This is a genomic window from Floridaenema fluviatile BLCC-F154, assembly GCF_041929135.1.
Taxonomy (GTDB): domain Bacteria; phylum Cyanobacteriota; class Cyanobacteriia; order Cyanobacteriales; family Aerosakkonemataceae; genus Floridanema; species Floridanema fluviatile.
The window spans coordinates 46374-62938 of sequence record NZ_JBHFNS010000093.1 but is presented as its reverse complement, the minus strand read 5'-3'; the positions used below and the strand labels follow the sequence as shown (position 1 = coordinate 62938).

General features: G+C 38.1%; 15 protein-coding genes. 6 read left to right on the top strand and 9 right to left on the bottom strand.

Translation table 11 applies throughout. The features are described 5' to 3' along the window. Positions 1–175 precede the first annotated feature (175 nt). Complete coding sequence (gene infC, locus ACE1B6_RS27240; protein WP_413260440.1) at positions 176–700, top strand: translation initiation factor IF-3; 525 nt, start codon at positions 176–178, stop codon at positions 698–700. A 138-nt stretch (positions 701–838) separates the two neighbouring features. On the opposite strand, the gene ACE1B6_RS27235 is transcribed toward infC, so the two are convergent. From ACE1B6_RS27235 to ACE1B6_RS27225, 3 genes are all read right to left on the bottom strand, one after another. Then, a complete protein-coding gene (locus ACE1B6_RS27235) occupies positions 839–1141 on the bottom strand; it encodes an RNA recognition motif domain-containing protein (protein WP_413260439.1) in 303 nt (100 codons plus the stop codon). Between the two features lie 310 nt (positions 1142–1451). Continuing rightward, a complete protein-coding gene (locus tag ACE1B6_RS27230; RefSeq protein WP_413260438.1) occupies positions 1452–4664 on the bottom strand; it encodes a hybrid sensor histidine kinase/response regulator in 3213 nt (1070 codons plus the stop codon). A 164-nt stretch (positions 4665–4828) separates the two neighbouring features. Continuing rightward, positions 4829–6133 carry an ATP-binding protein gene (locus ACE1B6_RS27225; RefSeq protein ID WP_413260612.1) on the bottom strand — a complete coding sequence of 435 codons (1305 nt, stop codon included), beginning with the start codon at positions 6131–6133 and terminating at the stop codon, positions 4829–4831. Between the two features lie 252 nt (positions 6134–6385). On the opposite strand from ACE1B6_RS27225, the gene ACE1B6_RS27220 reads away from it, so the two are divergent. From ACE1B6_RS27220 to ACE1B6_RS27200, 5 genes are all read left to right on the top strand, one after another. Continuing rightward, positions 6386–7375, top strand: coding sequence for a pentapeptide repeat-containing protein (locus ACE1B6_RS27220; protein ID WP_413260437.1), 990 nt, complete (start codon positions 6386–6388; stop codon positions 7373–7375). Positions 7376–7749: 374 nt separating this feature from the next. Then, complete coding sequence (locus ACE1B6_RS27215) at positions 7750–8745, top strand: pentapeptide repeat-containing protein (protein WP_413260436.1); 996 nt, start codon at positions 7750–7752, stop codon at positions 8743–8745. 248 nt (positions 8746–8993) lie between these two features. Further along, the gene (locus tag ACE1B6_RS27210; RefSeq protein WP_413260435.1) at positions 8994–9293 is read left to right on the top strand and encodes a hypothetical protein; all 300 of its coding nucleotides are present in this window, start codon (positions 8994–8996) and stop codon (positions 9291–9293) included. Then, positions 9280–9531 (top strand): hypothetical protein, encoded by a 252-nt coding sequence (locus tag ACE1B6_RS27205; RefSeq protein WP_413260434.1) that lies wholly within the window; start codon positions 9280–9282, stop codon positions 9529–9531. The genes ACE1B6_RS27210 and ACE1B6_RS27205 overlap by 14 nt, the downstream gene beginning before the upstream one ends. Before the next feature lie 236 nt (positions 9532–9767). Continuing rightward, entirely contained in the window at positions 9768–10544 is a 777-nt protein-coding gene (locus tag ACE1B6_RS27200) for a DUF5131 family protein (RefSeq protein ID WP_413260433.1), read from the top strand. On the opposite strand, the gene ACE1B6_RS27195 is transcribed toward ACE1B6_RS27200, so the two are convergent. The 6 genes from ACE1B6_RS27195 to ACE1B6_RS27170 form a co-directional block, all read right to left on the bottom strand. Beyond that, on the bottom strand, positions 10534–11643 hold the full coding sequence (locus ACE1B6_RS27195) for a three-Cys-motif partner protein TcmP (protein WP_413260432.1): 1110 nt from the start codon (positions 11641–11643) through the stop codon (positions 10534–10536). The two genes, ACE1B6_RS27200 and ACE1B6_RS27195, sit on opposite strands and share 11 nt — an antisense overlap. A gap of 155 nt (positions 11644–11798) precedes the next feature. Next, positions 11799–12167: an aspartyl protease gene (locus ACE1B6_RS27190; protein WP_459563115.1), complete on the bottom strand. Its 369-nt coding sequence runs from the start codon at positions 12165–12167 to the stop codon at positions 11799–11801. After that, positions 12164–12481: a hypothetical protein gene (locus ACE1B6_RS27185; protein WP_413260430.1), complete on the bottom strand. Its 318-nt coding sequence runs from the start codon at positions 12479–12481 to the stop codon at positions 12164–12166. Before ACE1B6_RS27185 ends, ACE1B6_RS27190 begins: the two co-directional genes overlap by 4 nt. A gap of 101 nt (positions 12482–12582) precedes the next feature. Continuing rightward, positions 12583–14700 (bottom strand): hypothetical protein, encoded by a 2118-nt coding sequence (locus ACE1B6_RS27180; protein WP_413260429.1) that lies wholly within the window; start codon positions 14698–14700, stop codon positions 12583–12585. 14 nt (positions 14701–14714) lie between these two features. Then, on the bottom strand, positions 14715–15470 hold the full coding sequence (locus ACE1B6_RS27175; protein ID WP_413260428.1) for a tyrosine-protein phosphatase: 756 nt from the start codon (positions 15468–15470) through the stop codon (positions 14715–14717). 9 nt (positions 15471–15479) lie between these two features. Continuing rightward, positions 15480–16496, bottom strand: coding sequence for a medium chain dehydrogenase/reductase family protein (locus ACE1B6_RS27170; protein WP_413260427.1), 1017 nt, complete (start codon positions 16494–16496; stop codon positions 15480–15482). Between the last annotated feature and the right edge of the window lie 69 nt (positions 16497–16565).

Genomic DNA, 16565 nt, shown 5'->3' with positions numbered 1-16565 from the left:
AAAATGGTTATTAAAGTTCCTTTTTGGTTGCCACATTGTAACTAATTTATCTTTCCGGTGGGTAATCTTGGTTCGATATTATATAATTATGCTGAATATTGGGAGCTTTTAGAGAAAATTGAATATTTATTTTTGAATAATATGACATTTTGGTAATTCTTTTGTTAATATAGTATTGTTAGTCAAATTATTTCTAGTTTACGAGGAGATTATTATAGCTACAAAACAATTGATTAATCGGCAAATCAGATCCCCGCAGGTTCTTCTAATTGACCATGAGAACCAGAACCGTGGTTTAATAGACACCAAGGAAGCTTTGCAACTTGCTGAAAGTGCAGAGCTTGATTTGGTGATCGTCTCTGAGGGCAAAGAAATCCCAGTGGCGAAAATTTTGAACTACGGTAAGCATTTGTATCAACAGAAAAAACGTAAGCAATCTAGTGCTAAAACCACTGTTAAAGAAGTAAGGTTGCGTCCTAATATTGGTGAATCGGATTATACCTTACGTATTAATAGAGCGATCGAATGGTTAGAAAAAGGTGATTCCGTAAAATTTCAGGTACGTTTACGAGGACGGGAACATCAAAATCGCGATCGCGCCTTAGACTTGTTAGAGAGAATAGTTACAGACCTCTCTCAAGCGGGTAAAGTTCAGTCCTTAGATAAAGGCTCATTAATTGTGCAGATGGTTCCCGGTTAAACTAAATCCCTCAGCATCTTTTGCATAGTTATTCGCAGTTAAAAGTAAAAAAGGGTCAGACATAAATTCCTGAACCCTTTTGACTTATTAATGGTCTATTTTTGAGAGCTAATACTAAATACTATTTAGTATTAGCGTTTAGTAGCTGCGGGAGAAGTTGTTATTTCTGCGTCCACCACCAAATGAGCCACCGCGTTCTTCACGAGGTTTTGCTTTATTGACCTTTAAATCACGACCCATCCATTCTGCACCATCAAGTGCTTCAATGGCAGCCGCTTCTTCAGAATCGGCACCCATTTCCACAAAACCAAAGCCGCGCATCCGACCTGTTTCGCGGTCAATAGGTAACTGAACTCGCTTTACCGATCCATATTCTGTGAATACAGATGTTAAATCAGCTTCTGTAACGTCGTAAGACAGATTGCCTACATAGATTGACATAGATTGACTCCAAAACTTAAGGGGTGTGGAGAGTGAAATTTCGGAGAGAAGTCTGTCAATGGAAAAACGTAGAAACTAGTTAATACTAAAAACAAATGCTGCAACCGATATTTAATTCTCTTTTAGTATTGTAGCACCTCGGAACAGCTTTTGCATCAATTCGAGCCGTTATTTTTCTAGAGGGATCGCAAAAATGACTGACAAGCAATAATACTTAATAAATTTTCACGTTCGTGATGGCGCGGTCTTTCCTAGATAAGGAGTGAAGACAGCGCCATCATGTACCTTTTTAATATGCGATCGCTCCTTTTTAAAGGATATTTTGAATGAGATTATTAGGTTTAACCAAACTGGTAATTGCTTGCATTAATACTTCTGGTTCTACGGGTTTAGCAATGTGTTTTTGAAAGCCACTTGAAAGTGCTTTTTGCTCATTAATATCTCCGGCGTAGGCGGTCAGTGCGATCGCTGGAACTTCTCCCCCTTTTTCTGGTGGTAAAGAACGCACTTTTTCTATTAACATATAACCATCCATTCCGGGCATTCCAATATCACTAACTAAAATATCTGGCAGGGATTGCTTTAATGCTGTTAAGGCTTCTTTTGCTGATGCTACTACGGTAATTGTTGCGCCATATTCTTCTAAAACAAAACTAATTAATTGTCGGACATCTGCTTCATCATCTACTACTAAAATTTTCATCCCTGCTAGAGGCAAAGGATTAATATTAATTGTGGAAGAACCATTGTTTTCCGTACTGATAATTTTATTTACCTTGTTTAATAGGGGTAATTTAACAGTGAAAGTTGCGCCGTTACCTTCTCCCTCGCTGGCTGCAAATACAGTTCCCCCATGCAATTCTACTACTTGACGGACGATCGCTAATCCCAACCCTAAACCGCCAAATTTGCGAGTCGTGCTACTGTCAGCTTGGCGGAAATAATCAAAAACGAATGGGAGAAATTCTGGTTTAATTCCTTTACCATTGTCAGTTACTTGAATTTGGGCTTGATGATTAACTTCTTCTAATTTGATTTCTACTTTGCCGCCAATTTGGGTAAACTTAACGGCGTTAGAAAGCAAATTCCAAATTACTTGTTGCAGTCGGTTAGTATCGCCTGTAATTAAGCCAACATCCTTGGCAAAAATTGTTTCAATCTGGATAGATTTGGCGACTGCTGCTAAACGAACTGTTTCGATCGCAGCTTCAATTACAGTGATTAAATCCACAGCAGTTATGTTTAAACTGAGCTTGCCGCGCAAAATTCGGGAAACATCTAATAAGTCTTCAACTAACTGCGCTTGTAGTTTAGCATTACGCTCAATAGTTTCTAATGCTTGAGCAGTTTTGTTTTGATCCATTTGCCGAGTTCTTAATAATTTTGCCCAGCCTAAAATCGGATTTAAGGGCGATCGCAATTCATGAGAAAGCACTGCTAAGAACTCATCTTTGGTGCGGTTGGCGGCTTCCGCTTCTTCCCTAGCAACTTGCTCTCTTGCTAACAGTTGTTCTCGCTCTTTCTCTGCTTGTTTCCGGTCAGTAATGTCGTGGAAAGTTACCACGCCTGCGACAATTTTACCAGCGCGATCGCAAATTGGTGCGGAACTCACTTCAATAAAAGCATAGCTTCCATCACCTCGTAATATCTTAATCTCTTCACTTGTAATAATTTCGCCTGTAACCAAAGAACGAGCTAAAGGCCATTCTTCCGATTGATACAATTTACCATTAATATGAAAACCGGGATACTGACGGTATTGTTTAACACTATCAGAAGGAATAAAGGGCGTTCGCCAAATTTCTTCTACTTGTTTGTTACCTAAAATTAGCCTACCAGAAGGTGCTTCAGCAATAATTACTCCTCCCGGCATTTGTTGTAAAACTGCTTCTAAAAGTGCTCTTTCCGATTCTAATTGTCTCAGTAATTCCTCAGTTTGCCGTCTAGCTAATACTTGTTCAGTTACTTCTACTGCATGAAGCAATATCCCTTCAATTTCACCATCAGTATTCCACAAAGGTTGGTAAACACAATTGAAAAAACCTTGATAAATTGTGCCGTTATGGTAGCGATCGTATTCTGCAAGCATTTCATTGCCTAGAAAAGGAATTCCAGTCTGATAAACTTCGTCTAATGCTTCAAAAAATCCCTGTCCCCGCAATTCGGGGAAAATTGCTTTTATTGGTTTACCAATTAATTCTGCTTCCGAACGACCAACTACTTCTTGATGAGCGGTATTTACAAATTCATAAATATGATCCTGTCCTTTAGTTACAGCAATTAATGCTGGTGCTTTGCGGAAAAATTCTTGCAGTCGAGAACGTTCTACCTCTGCTTGAGTTTTTGCTAGTTCTGCTTCTTGACGTGCTGTTTGTTCGGCAGCTAAAAGTTTTGTCCGTTCCGCTTCTGCTTGTTTGCGATCGTGAATATCGATCGCACTTCCCACCCATTTAATCACATTACCGCGATAATCATGAATCGGAGCAACAGAGCCTAAAAACCAGCGATATTGTGCATTATTTTGGCGAACACGATACTCTATTTCGTAGCTTTCTTGCAACGCTGCGGCGGTATTCCATCGTTGAGTTAATCTTTCTACATCATCAGGATAAACAACTGTACTCCAACTTGAATTAAGAGTCTGCTCTTTATTTAAACCTGTGTATTCGTACCAATATTGATTGCAGTATTCCAGTTGACCATTAGCTTCAGAAATCCAAACAAATTGTGGCAAACCTTCTGCTAATAACCGATAGCGTTCGTTACTTTCATGCAATGCTTCTTTAATGCGCTGGGATTCAGTAATATCTAATGACATTCCTGCCAGTAACTTTCTCCCTTGAGCATCGGGAAAGGGAAATTTGAATGAAGTGTAGATATGTTCTCCATCTTTTAGTAAGACAGTTTCGCTAAATTCGATCGCCCGATTTGCAGCTAAAACAGCTAAATCATTATCGCGCCATTGTTGCGCCATATCTGCCGAAAAAAAATCAAAATCAGTTTTTCCTAGATAATCTTTTAACGGTCGATCGAATATTCGCTCAAGTGTTTGATTAACATAAATATAACGTCCGGCTTCATCCTTAATAAATGCCGTCGCCGGACTATGATTCATAAAACTTTCAAACATTTGCTGAGTTTCCCGCAGCTTTTGGAAATTTTTTTCCACTCGTAACTTCGCACTTCGCAAAGCTGCACTGACAAACGCCAATAACAAAGCTACTGATAACAGAATAATTAACCGAAAAACTTCTCGTGTTGAGGCAAATTCTAAGGAGAAAAATGGCGGAACGAAAAAATAGCTGAAGGTAATTCCTGCTAATAGTGTAGCTAGTAGTCCAGATTCTCTTCCACCATACAAAGAAGAAACTGTAATTGAGGCAAAAAACAAAGCAAACAGCGTTGGCGTAAGTATAGGTTGTAACAACCATGTGGAAATTAAAGCGATCGCATTAGCAACGATAGCCACAAAGTAGCGTTGGTATTTTCGGTAATTTGCGTTGAGGATGACACCGTTTTTCAAGGCAGTTATGGCTCATTCTTGTTGAAAGAAACTATAATACCTTACGTGAGTTGACAAATTTTTAATACTAACCTGGGATAGAAATTTTTATGAACTTTTTGTGAATGTTATCTTTAACACATTGCTTTTAGGGTTGCGACTTTGGATTAACTCGAAAATTAAATTTAAATTGCCAACTCTGCACTTAAGAAATCTACAAACTGGCGTGCAGTACGTCCTGACCTGCCATTATGACGAGTTGCCCATTGTAACGCCCGCTGTTCTATTTCTTCGGGTGGTAATTTAATCGCAGCTTGCTTAGCTAAATGTTGTACTATTTTTAAATAAGTTTTCTGATCTGCTGGTTCAAAAGTTAAGGTTAAGCCAAAGCGATCGCTAAAAGAAAGTTTCTCCTGCATAGTATCCCAAGCATGAACTTCTTCATTATCACTTGGTCGAGGTCTGTCTGCAAAAAATTCTCGAATTAAATGCCGTCGATTAGAAGTAGCATAAACCACGACATTTTGCGTTCTAGCTGTTACATTGCCTTCCAAAACTACTTTTAAAGCTTTGAAAGCGTCGTCGTCTTCTTCAAAGGAAAGGTCATCAACAAAAATAATAAATTTTTGAGGCAAATTTCGCAGCTTTTCCACAATTGATGGTAAATCTTTCAGTTCAGTTTTGGCGACTTCAATCAGGCGCAAATTGCGATCGCCATATTCATTCAACAAACTTTTAACTAAAGAAGACTTACCGGAACCTCGACTGCCATAAAGTAACACATGAAGCGCCGGATAACCTGCTAATAAAAACTCAGTATTTTTAATTAACGCCTCTCGTTGTAACTCATAGCCAACTAACTCTTTTAAGTTAATCGGATCGGGATAAGCAATCCCCACTAATTCTCCAGCTTGCCAGCGAAAAGCTTGATATTCCGCAAATATCCCCGTACCAAATTCCCGGTAATAATTAGCTAAATCTGCTAAAACATCTGTCCAATCTTCTAATTCTTGCCAAGTATTAATTAACTCTACTTCTTGCGCCGAACCAGCTATTCGATCGGATTCTAAATACCAAACAACCGGAGCCAAAGGCAGTTGAGCAGCTTCTTGAATCCAATAACTAATATCAGCGCCACTACATTCGTAAAGACTTTGTAATGCTTGTAAATCTTGACTAGCCGCAGCAACTAAAGCCGGAGGTAAATCTGCTAATTTATAATACTGTGCTTGTTGGCTAAAAGGATTTTCATCCCGGAGAATTTTGCTTAATAAATATTCCTGCCAGCTTTGATTTTTGCTAGCTAAAGCCTTTACCCATTGTCCATAAGCTTGTAAATAACTTAATCCATCTGCATCGCGATGTCTCAAAGCTTGCAGCAAGTTCAGGAAAGCCACACCTGGGGTATCTTCCAAAACAGATTGATACAGCAATAGAGAAGCCGCTTGACGTTGGAGAAATTGCACAGGAGCGATCGCAGAAGCATTCATTAATAAAAGAAAGAACGAGAATCTAATACCATAATTTATGGTAGCAGCAAAAGTAACTTTATTCACGCTAGTAACAACTACCACCTTCATTTCAATCATAGCTTGTCCGAGCGAAAGTTAAAATTTATTTATATTTCGCCGCAAAAGTATATTGAAAATTGTTTAAAAATTTATTTCACGTAAGATTACAGTGGAGAATAAGCATAAATAAATCTAGACTTATTAATATAGGCTTCACTGGGGATTAAAGAAATGGACGCTAATGAATTAATCGAACGTTATGCCAAAGGAGAAAGAAACTTTAGTGGGATCAATCTCATCGGCGTTAACTTAGAAAGAGCTCATTTAGTAAAAGCTAACTTTTCTGGTGCATATTTGGGAGCAACTAACTTAAGTCGAGCGCAATTAACTGGAGCGAACTTTGAAAATGCTTTCCTACATCGAGCGAACTTAAGCTTTGCTAGACTTGACGAAGCATTACTAACAAATGCAGACTTAACCAAGGCTAATTTGAAGGGAGCATATTTAGTTAGGTCAATACTTAAAGGAAGCAAACTAAGCGGAGCAATCTTAACCGCAGTCAACTTTCGTTTAGCTAATTTAGAAGCAATAAATTTATGTGGAGCAGACTTACGCGAAGTTAATTTGCGTTCCGCAAATCTTACCAATGCCAATTTAAATTGGGCTAATCTCACTGGAGCTAGATTAAGTGGTGCATTACTCCAAGGAGCATCACTTAATGGAATTAAGTTATCTGAAGCTCTGCTTAACGGTGTAGATTTAAGTGGTATGGAATTAGACGGAATTAACTTAAGTAACTCTAAACTGAGTGGTGCTAATTTAACAGCAACTAATTTATCTGCCACTAATTTAAGTAATTGTCAGTTGCGAGTTACATTATTAGCTAGATCTAACTTGCACGCAGCAAATTTAACCGGAGCGGTACTTTCTAAAGCAGATTTGTGCGAAGCAAATTTGAGCAAAGCTGATTTAACTACTGCTAGTTTAAATGAAGCCGATTTAACTGGAGCCAAATTAAACATGGCTAATTTAAGCGAAGCCGATTTATCAGATGCCAGTTTGCGGAAAGCTTACCTGTGGGGCGCTAATTTAAATGTCGCTGAATTGCGCGGAGCAGACTTAAGAGGAGCCAGTCTTCGGGGTGCTTATTTGCATGGTGCAGACTGGCAAGAGGCAATTTTAACTGGTGCAACAATGCCCGATGGAACTTTGCATGAATAGCTAAGTTTAATGAGGAATTATCAGGAAAACGCTGGTTTTTTTAATAATAAATTTCAGAGGCGCAAATCTCTTTAGTGCCTCCGCCCACAGCCGAAACTTTTACAGCTGTTGGCATTAACTCTCGAGCGAAAAGAAACGCACCATTCCTTTATGTAAAGCTAGAACTGAAGTCCCTACTACCAACCTGTTTGATGAGCTACAATTCTCATAAAAGCTAGCTCCTTTTACTAGTATTATCAGGAAAAGTAAAAATTCTTCATGTTGCAGCAAGTAAAGTTATCACTTATAGCAAGAAAATTAATATTTTTTTGGGGTTTTATTGGGCAAGCTATAAATAGAGACTATTTTTAGCAATATTATGGAGATTAATCATAATGGATGCTCATGAATTACTCAAACGCTACGCAGCCGGGGAAAGGGATTTTACCGGAGCTAATTTAATCGGCGCTGACTTGGAAAATGCCAACTTAACAGGAATCAACCTTTCCGGCGCATACTTAGCAGCAGCTAACTTAAAACGATCGCATTTAACCGGAAGCAATTTAAGTGGCGTTTTCCTCCATAGAGCAGACTTAAGTTTTGCCAAAATTAATGAGTCATTCTTAACAAATGCCGACTTAACAAAAGCAAATCTTCAAGGAGCTTATTTAGTTAAATCTGTACTCAAAGGAGCCAGACTCAGCGGCGCAATTCTTACCGCAGTTAATTTGCGTTTAGCCAACTTAGAAGGTGTAAATTTTTGTGGCGCAGATTTACGGGGAATTAACTTCCGTTCCGCCAATTTAGTAGATGCTAACTTTAGTTGGGCTAATCTTAGCGGAGCCAGATTGAGTGGCGCAATATTGCGGGGAGCATTACTAAACGGAGTTAAATTAAGTAATGCTTGGTTAAATGGTGTAGATCTCAATAGTGTCGATTTAGAGGGAGTTAATTTCAGTGAGGCAAAATTAAGCGGCGCAAACTTAAGCGGAGCTAATTTATTAGCTAGTAATTTAAGCAATACTCAGTTGCGCGTTTCCATGTTAGCTAGAGCAAATCTTCATGCAGCTAACTTAATTAGGGCAAATTTAACTAAAGCTGATTTGTGTGCCGCTAATTTAAGTAAAGCTGATTTGAGTGAAACAAATTTGAGCAAAGCTGACTTAACAGGCGCGAATTTAAATATGGCTAATTTGGGCGATGCTGACTTAACTGAAACTTGTTTGCGAGAAGCTTACTTGTGGGGAGCTAACCTTTGTGTAGCACAAATGAGTAAAGTAGATTTACGTGGTGCTAGTCTCCGGGGAGCATTCATGGAAGTTACAGCAAATAAATGGCAAGAAGCAATTTTAACAGGAGCAACTATGCCCGATGGAAGTCGTCATTCATAGATTTTTTCACTAGATGCAAATTTTAGGTCGTGCGTGTTCTCCATGATGTGCGATCTGATTTTTTTCCTTAACATTTTGATAAACTCACATAACCTTCACTTCTAACTATGTCAAGAGTAAGAAATTTTTCCTAATCATTGCAAATATTTATTTAATACTGTGTGACATTGTGTTATCTTGAAATAGTAAACAGCCAAGAGAAACAATTACGTTCTCCAATTCTCGGAAGATTAAGACATCATTAATTAATGAATAAAGAGGGACTTAGAATGCTGGCTTTAAATAACGCCTATCGCTACAAAGATCACAAGCGTTCATTTAAAGAAATACAACCAATTCCAGGTGAAAAGAAAAGAGCGATCGCATACAGTATGGACGCTCTAGTTCCAGGGATATATTGTTGGTTTGGTTCATGGAATTTCCGCATCGGTGGTAGCAAAGCAGAAAGAAGCTATCCCGGTACAATACATAGTTTCGCTGGTTTGGCGCTAGTATTACCGGGATACCGGATATACAGCACCTACCAGGGAGACTATGACCCTCGATAAACATCAAATTGACGGCATAGGTAAGATTAGTAGTAAAACTTTACCTACCCATAAATTTGAAGAAATTATGCAGCAAGCTGGCTACAGACGTATCAGTAGCCAGCCAGCTGAAGGTGCCAGAATTAAGGTAGATTGGTATCACTACAAATGGGCAAAAGTCGAGGCGATTTACACCCCCGATCAAAAAGTAGCAATTACCGCTTATCATCCCGAAAAAAAAGGTGTAGCCGGATATTAATTTAAAATGGTGAGAGCGATCGTTGTTTTTAGTTATTCATATTTATTAGTTCTAATCCATTCATTTACAAGCTTGTAGATTGCGAATTTGTTTATTTAATCTACTAAATAGAAAATATATTTCTGGTATTTTGCTGCATTTTAGGGCATAATATTCCTAACAAATAGTGCAATTGTACTATTTTGTTTTTATGGCTCTCAACACAAAAGTTGCTGTTTCAATGGTACAGTCTGAATATGGCTAGCACTAATACTGGTATAGAGTGGACAGATAGAACTTGGAACCCTACAACTGGCTGTAATAAAATCAGTCCAGGTTGCACGCATTGCTATGCAGAAGCTCTCACCAAACGTTTCCCAAAAAACTTTCCTAATGGATTTGAGTTGACACTGCATCCAGAACGTTTAGAAGAGCCTAAACACTGGCGTACTCCCAGCAGAATTTTTGTGAATTCAATGAGCGATCTATTTCATGAAAAAGTGCCAATTGATTTCCTTAAACAAGTGTTTGATGTAATTGGTGAAACCCCTTGGCATATATATCAAATACTAACTAAACGCCATGATCGTTTGCTTCAATTAGCACCTGAATTAGAATGGCACAACAATATTTGGATGGGGGTCTCTGTAGAAAATCAAAATTACGTTCATCGGGTTGATTCTTTGCGACAAGTACCTGCAAATGTACGCTTTCTTTCCTGCGAACCTCTGTTAGGTGCTTTGCAGCTTAACTTAACAGATATTGACTGGGTTATTGTTGGCGGAGAATCGGGTGTAAAACACCGTCCTATAGAATTAGAATGGGTGCAAAGTATTCGCGCTCAATGTCAAGAAGCTGATGTGGCATTTTTCTTTAAACAATGGGGAGGTAGAACACCAAAAGCAGGTGGAAGACTTTTAGATGATCAAATCTGGGATGAGATGCCTACAGCATGGGAACAGCATAGAAAAAAATGGGAAAAACATAAAGTGAGAACATCCCGCAAATCAAATAAAGTAGCACTTACTGCTTAGGCGGGAATATAACCTGTACATTATCTCCGAAAGTGTTTTTTTTACGTTTAGCTGGAATAGCTGTAATTTTCCCTTGAGCCTCTAGTTGGAGAAGCGCATCCTTGTAATTTTTTTTAATGTAGCGTTTTCCAACATGATGTTGCTCATAAATATCTATCATAGTAATAGTTTGACCAGCAAACTCATCCATCAACATATTTTTCAATTTTTCAATTAGTTGATAATCATCAAATAGAGAAAGCTGCCTATGTGTGACCGAACTATATTCAAAAGATGGTACACCTTCTTCTGTCATAAAACCTTCTTTAGCCATTATATCTTTCATAATGGAATGCCCACACTTATCTTTGGATACAAAAATTAGATAATGGCTAGTACGGTTTCCCCTATCATTCTTGAAGCAAAACTCCTGAATATGTGAACCACCTACTTCTTTCAAAGCTTCACCAATAGCATTAACAATAGTTGACTCTCTTTCATCAGGCTGCATTGGTGCAAGTCTTTCTCGAAGATTATCTGCTCGCTCTTTGCCGAATAGAGAATTCATATCTTCTTTTACTAATTGATTATTCAAATCCATATTTATTCGGTTGTAATTGAAGAAAAATATACAATCACAACCCCAGCCTTTAATTGCAGAGCTAATGAGAGTAAGGGATAAACCTTTGTACCCATAAGGATCTATAAAAAAGAGTTTAGGAATTGATTTGATTCTTTCCAATTCGAGTAAAATTTCTTCTCCTACTGCTTTATTTAAGACTAATGGCTTATTTTGTAAAATGCGTATCTTCGGTATAGAGTCTATTGCTTGCTGTAGAGATTTAGTATGCTCTGGATTTATATCATTAAAGATAGTTATTAGCATATCTCGCATTTCAGGATCAGCTATAGCACGTTCTAAGATAAGCAGTGGTGTAGATCTATAACCATTTTGGTATTCGCCAGGGCCAGAAAATAAATCTACATAGGCAATACTTTTTTGATATTTTTTGGCTCTAGGTATAATTATTTCTGCCCAAGCCCGAAAGTATTTAGCAACTATTTCAATTTTGACTTTCGATTGTTCTTTGGGTTTTCCAAAGAAAGAACTGTTGCTCATAACTTCTGCTCTTACTAAAAAAAATGGATCTAAAACCTTTATTAACTGAGAGAGAACTATGAAATAAATGCGCTGTATAACTTACTTATCCTTGGACATATAAAACCCCCATCCCTTGACGTTGCAATTATCAACAAATTCCCCACCTTTCCTATTTACCCTAAAGTCAACAATCCAGCAGCAAAATTCACCGTTAGCGGCAGCATTTTCAACCATTGTAAACCCAGTAAAGATTCAGGAATTCCATCCCCAGCTAAAACCGGAATTATGTATTCCTGTTCATCCAGTACAACTCTTCCTTCATATACATCAAAAAATGCCTCGCCCCGTGCAATCTGCATGGCTCGTTCACTTTCAATCATAACCCACCCCAGACTGAGAACATCTTGGGTATGAAGTGCAAGCCAGCCTGTTGTAAATCCTGTATCTAGTAGCCCATCGATAGTAAACCTTTCTCCATCAGCAGCAATTAAATCAATTTCAAAAATTAACTCCCCTATTTCACCGAACTTGCCTGAAATCATATCATTCCACAAGTTCCTGTTTCATTAAGACGCATAATGCCAACCATTCCGCTAGGGTACTTTTGACGAGTTTTTTGAACTGCTACTTCTTCATCAATGTCGATAAAATAATCACCACTGTCTGGTTCAATAACAATAAACCAGTTGTAATGGTTTTTCATCAATTCAGGGCTGACTTTTGAAAAAACTTCACGATAACGTTGAGAGCGAGCATCTTTTTCGGCTTTGCGTCTGGCTAGTTCTTCTGGGGGTATTGTGAATTCTGGGAATAGTCTGCCTCGACGACGGGGAATTTTTCGGTTTGTTTGAGTCATGGCTTAAGTTGTCTATTCAAGTATTAATAATTATATTGTGGATAGGGAATTGCGATCGCACTTTCAAAAAATCCGATCGTTATATTTTTATTCCCTATTTGTTAATTTCTATCTATCCCACAACCGTAAGCTCTTTTAACATCATGAGGAATAGAAGGACGACACCAAATTTGATTATTTCCAACAACAGGGTTAATTAACAAATTTTGCGGATCTATCTCTACCTCTTCTAACTTGCTTTGATTGTATTTTTCTGGAACTAAAAAGTAATTATCTTTTCCCCCACCATCAACAAATAAGCCTAAAGTAAGCATGAATTCTCGCAAACCAGATACACCTTCAACAGAAGATTGTCCATAAGCAGGTTCGGCAAAAGATAGATAAGTATCATCACCTTTCTTATCCCAAAAAACGCTAATACCATTAACATCTGCACTACCTAATATTCCATGATGTCCTAAATATTGGTCGTTGCCTGCACTGTCTTCAAACCAGCCAATACTCCAATCACGACCTTTACCCAGACTTTGCGAAAGTCTCACTTTATAGCGATCGCTACCACTATCATCTTGATAAATACCAACAGCAAAATGTGGTGAACCTCCCAAACTATAAACTCCGCTTCGGTGATAATCATCTCCGGTTTTATCTACTAACAAACCCAAACTATACCAGTAAGCTGTACCTTGGCAGTAAACATCGCATTCGTAGCGGTCATTTCCTGTGCCATCGATTAACATCCCCATTCCACCAGCCCAACTGTGACCATCATTGTAGTCAGCACGTCTACCAAAAGCTGCACCTTGGGAGAAATGAACGTGCTTTTCGGCTCCAAAGGGGCCACCATTGGGATATTTGTCTTCCATACCGATGTAATAATCATCACCCTCACTATCTAGCAATAGTCCCACACCTTTAGTAAAACCGTAGCCTTGACCATATCTATATAAAGAATAGCGATCGCTCCCTTGATTATCGATCAGCAGTCCCATACCAAAACTACCGCTACCTTGGAGATTGCCAATACCACCATAAGTGTCTTCACCTTGCGCGTCGTACAAAATGCCTGTACCAAAAATTCCCACTCCTTGGCTAAAGTACTCTGCTTGGTAAATATCATTACCTTGCATATCCATCAGCACCCCATAGCCAAAGATACCTGCACCAAAACTCGGCACTGTCCCTAGTGGACTGGAATATTGGTCATTACCTGCTAAGTCAACAATAACGCTGACACCGTGATTGATATTTCTATTTGCTGCACCACTAGAGTAAGTGTCGTTACCTGCAATATCAATTATCAGTAGATAATCTTTTGGGGGATAAATGCGATCGCCTTTACCATTGATAATAATTTCACCTTGGGGTGTATCTATAATGAAATCTTCATCAATCAACAAAGAACTGAGATTTAACTGACTCAATTGATTTTGCAATTCTTGAGTCGCACTGATAGCTAAGGTAGCTCCCGTATTCAGAAATTTAAAATCAACATTATCTAGCAAAGATTCAATTAATACTATCTGTTCTGGGGTTTCCTCTTTTGCTTGAGGAGTGTCTTGATTAACAATCTGCATTATGTAATCAATGACATTGCTGTAGGTTAGATCCGGATTTAATTGTAGCTTTTTGAGCGATCGCAAAAGTCCCAAATCTCTATAATGCAGCACATCAGGTATGGTTAATAAAAACTGCGCGACAAAAGAACGTAGCTGTGAGGGTAAAGCTTCATATTGCTGATTTTTAAAACTATCAGCAGATTTGCCAGTTAATTGACTTAAACTAACAGCTAAAGCATCATCACCCAATTTTTTGACTTGCTGCTGATATTTGGTTAATAAATCTGTATTTAATCTAGGATTAACACCTTCTGCATCAATTCTTCTCTGAGTACTTGCAGCTAGAAAAGCTAAATCAGATTTAGCAGCCAAAAAGTCTCCACTGATAGTGCGAGTGTAACCGCTAATTTTCCAAGGGTTATCAAAAAACAAATCCAGCATTTTAAATCGATATTTGTCACCACCCCATAACGCCATATCTGCCCGATCTAATTTGAAATCATCAGGCGTTAATTTAGCAGCCGTTAGTACTTGCCGAAACAATTCCCCTTGTTCGCTTAAGTATTCTGTAGTTATAGCGTTAACACTGTATCCAAAAACTATAAACCAGCACGCTACTAAGCCTGTGAGAATAAATTGGATAATTTGGCGAAAAATCATTGTTTATATCATAATTAATCTAGATTTTGTCGATCTTCCAGCAACAAAGAACGTAAATTATCTATTTGCTCGCTTGTTAAACCAATTGTATGCAAATAACCAATTACTCCCCCATATTTTTCATCTAAATACTTAAAAGTATCTAACAAAGTTTCTGCACGACATTCAAACATATAAGCATAGCCAAGTTCTCTGGCTTTTGGTAACAAAGGCGCAAACATCGGCGCGAGATAATCACCACTTAAAACAAAATCTTCCACAATAGTATTTACTGGTACATTCGCCACACTCAGCAATAAAGCAATAGTTAAACCCGTGCGATCCTTTCCTCCCGTACAATGAATTAAAAGTGGTGATGGTAAACTATCAATAATAGTTTCTAGAATCTTCCGAAACTGTGCTTGACAGCTATCTAACCAAACATAGTAGTTTTCCGCCTGACTTTTTAATACTTTTAATTTTTCTAATAATTCATTCTCAAACAAGGGAACATTGAGATATTTTATCTGTTTTGATTCAGCAAAAACACTTGGTCTATTTTGAACTTCCGAAGCGTAACGTAAGTCAATAATTATTTTTACCCCGTAATCAATTATTGCTTGTTGACTCACTGGTGAAAGTCGATGCAAACTATCTGAACGCAGAATAGTTTTCCAGCGTGTTTGATAACCATCAACTGTAACATAACCTCCAATATCCCGGATATTATAGCTACCTTCTAATGGTAAATGACGCTGAAAAACTGGCGATGAATTTATAGAATTTTCCATGTTATGCCCTTATGTATTGCAAGCCAAAATTATTTTACCGCTAACAGCTGAATTTTCTACTAATTCATGGGCGCGACTTGCTTCTAATAAAGGCATTATTGCAGCAATTTTTGGTTGAATTTGTTGATTTTTCAGTAATTGCAGTAACTGAGTTAGATCTTCTCTAAACCAATCAGGATGTTTCTTTTTTGCATCAGCAACAGAGTAGAAAATTGCCTCCTTTTCATCAGGAATTAAGTTGAGAATTGACAATAATCCCAAACCAAAAACTAATTTAATTAACCTGGCATTTTTACTTTTTAACACTCCCGAAAACCCGTAATTAACTAATCTTCCTTTGGGGCGCAAAATTTTATAAGAACGGGGAATATAATTACCGCCAACCCCATCAAAAACTACGTCTACACCATCACTTGTAAGTTCCCGAATCTTGCTGACAAAATCCTCATTTTTGTAATCGATTGGTATTGCTCCTAAACTAGAAACAAATTCATGTTTACCTTGAGAAGCAGTACCATATATTTGCAATTCTGCCAGTTTACCAAGTTGCGACAAAGCCATTCCCACCGCACCGCCAGCACCATGAACTAAAATGCGTTCACCAGATTGAACTTTGGCAATGCGATGTAACATTTGATAAGCAGTAAGATAACTTAAAGGTAAGCAAACTGCTTCTACAGGATTCACTTCTGAAGGTACAGGAATTAGTTCGGTTTCAGGTAAACAAATAAACTCAGTGTAGCCGCCAAAAATTGTCATGGCGACTACTATTTTTCCTAGTTCTAAATTGCTAACTTCTGCGCCTAGTTTATCAACAATACCGACGATATCGTAGCCTGGTGAAAAAGGCACTTTAGGTGTTCCGGGGTATATTCCTTCACGCACCAAAACATCAGTAAAAGCTGCACTTGTGGCTAGAACTTTTACCCGCACTTCGTTCGATTTTGGTTCGGGAATTTCATCTTCTGTTACTTGTAAAACTTCCGAACTACCGTGACGAGTAATTACTACCTGCTTGTATTTCATAGAACTGTCCTTAGCTAAGGTAACTCTGAAGTTCTGTGTAAAAAATTATAAGCAACTTTTTACTCTGTC

Bases quoted from the DNA above. Each gene is read 5' to 3' on its own strand.
- ACE1B6_RS27180 (WP_413260429.1), bottom strand. From the start codon at position 14,700: ATGATTTTTCGCCAAATTATCCAATTTATTCTCACAGGCTTAGTAGCG.
- ACE1B6_RS27215 (WP_413260436.1), top strand. From the start codon at position 7,750: ATGGATGCTCATGAATTACTCAAACGCTACGCAGCCGGGGAAAGGGAT.
- ACE1B6_RS27185 (WP_413260430.1), bottom strand. From the start codon at position 12,481: ATGACTCAAACAAACCGAAAAATTCCCCGTCGTCGAGGCAGACTATTC.
- ACE1B6_RS27235 (WP_413260439.1), bottom strand. From the start codon at position 1,141: ATGTCAATCTATGTAGGCAATCTGTCTTACGACGTTACAGAAGCTGAT.
- ACE1B6_RS27220 (WP_413260437.1), top strand. From the start codon at position 6,386: ATGGACGCTAATGAATTAATCGAACGTTATGCCAAAGGAGAAAGAAAC.
- ACE1B6_RS27225 (WP_413260612.1), bottom strand. From the start codon at position 6,133: ATGAATGCTTCTGCGATCGCTCCTGTGCAATTTCTCCAACGTCAAGCG.
- ACE1B6_RS27170 (WP_413260427.1), bottom strand. From the start codon at position 16,496: ATGAAATACAAGCAGGTAGTAATTACTCGTCACGGTAGTTCGGAAGTT.
- ACE1B6_RS27195 (WP_413260432.1), bottom strand. From the start codon at position 11,643: ATGAGCAACAGTTCTTTCTTTGGAAAACCCAAAGAACAATCGAAAGTC.
- ACE1B6_RS27210 (WP_413260435.1), top strand. From the start codon at position 8,994: ATGAATAAAGAGGGACTTAGAATGCTGGCTTTAAATAACGCCTATCGC.
- ACE1B6_RS27190 (WP_459563115.1), bottom strand. From the start codon at position 12,167: ATGATTTCAGGCAAGTTCGGTGAAATAGGGGAGTTAATTTTTGAAATT.
- ACE1B6_RS27175 (WP_413260428.1), bottom strand. From the start codon at position 15,470: ATGGAAAATTCTATAAATTCATCGCCAGTTTTTCAGCGTCATTTACCA.
- ACE1B6_RS27200 (WP_413260433.1), top strand. From the start codon at position 9,768: ATGGCTAGCACTAATACTGGTATAGAGTGGACAGATAGAACTTGGAAC.
- ACE1B6_RS27205 (WP_413260434.1), top strand. From the start codon at position 9,280: ATGACCCTCGATAAACATCAAATTGACGGCATAGGTAAGATTAGTAGT.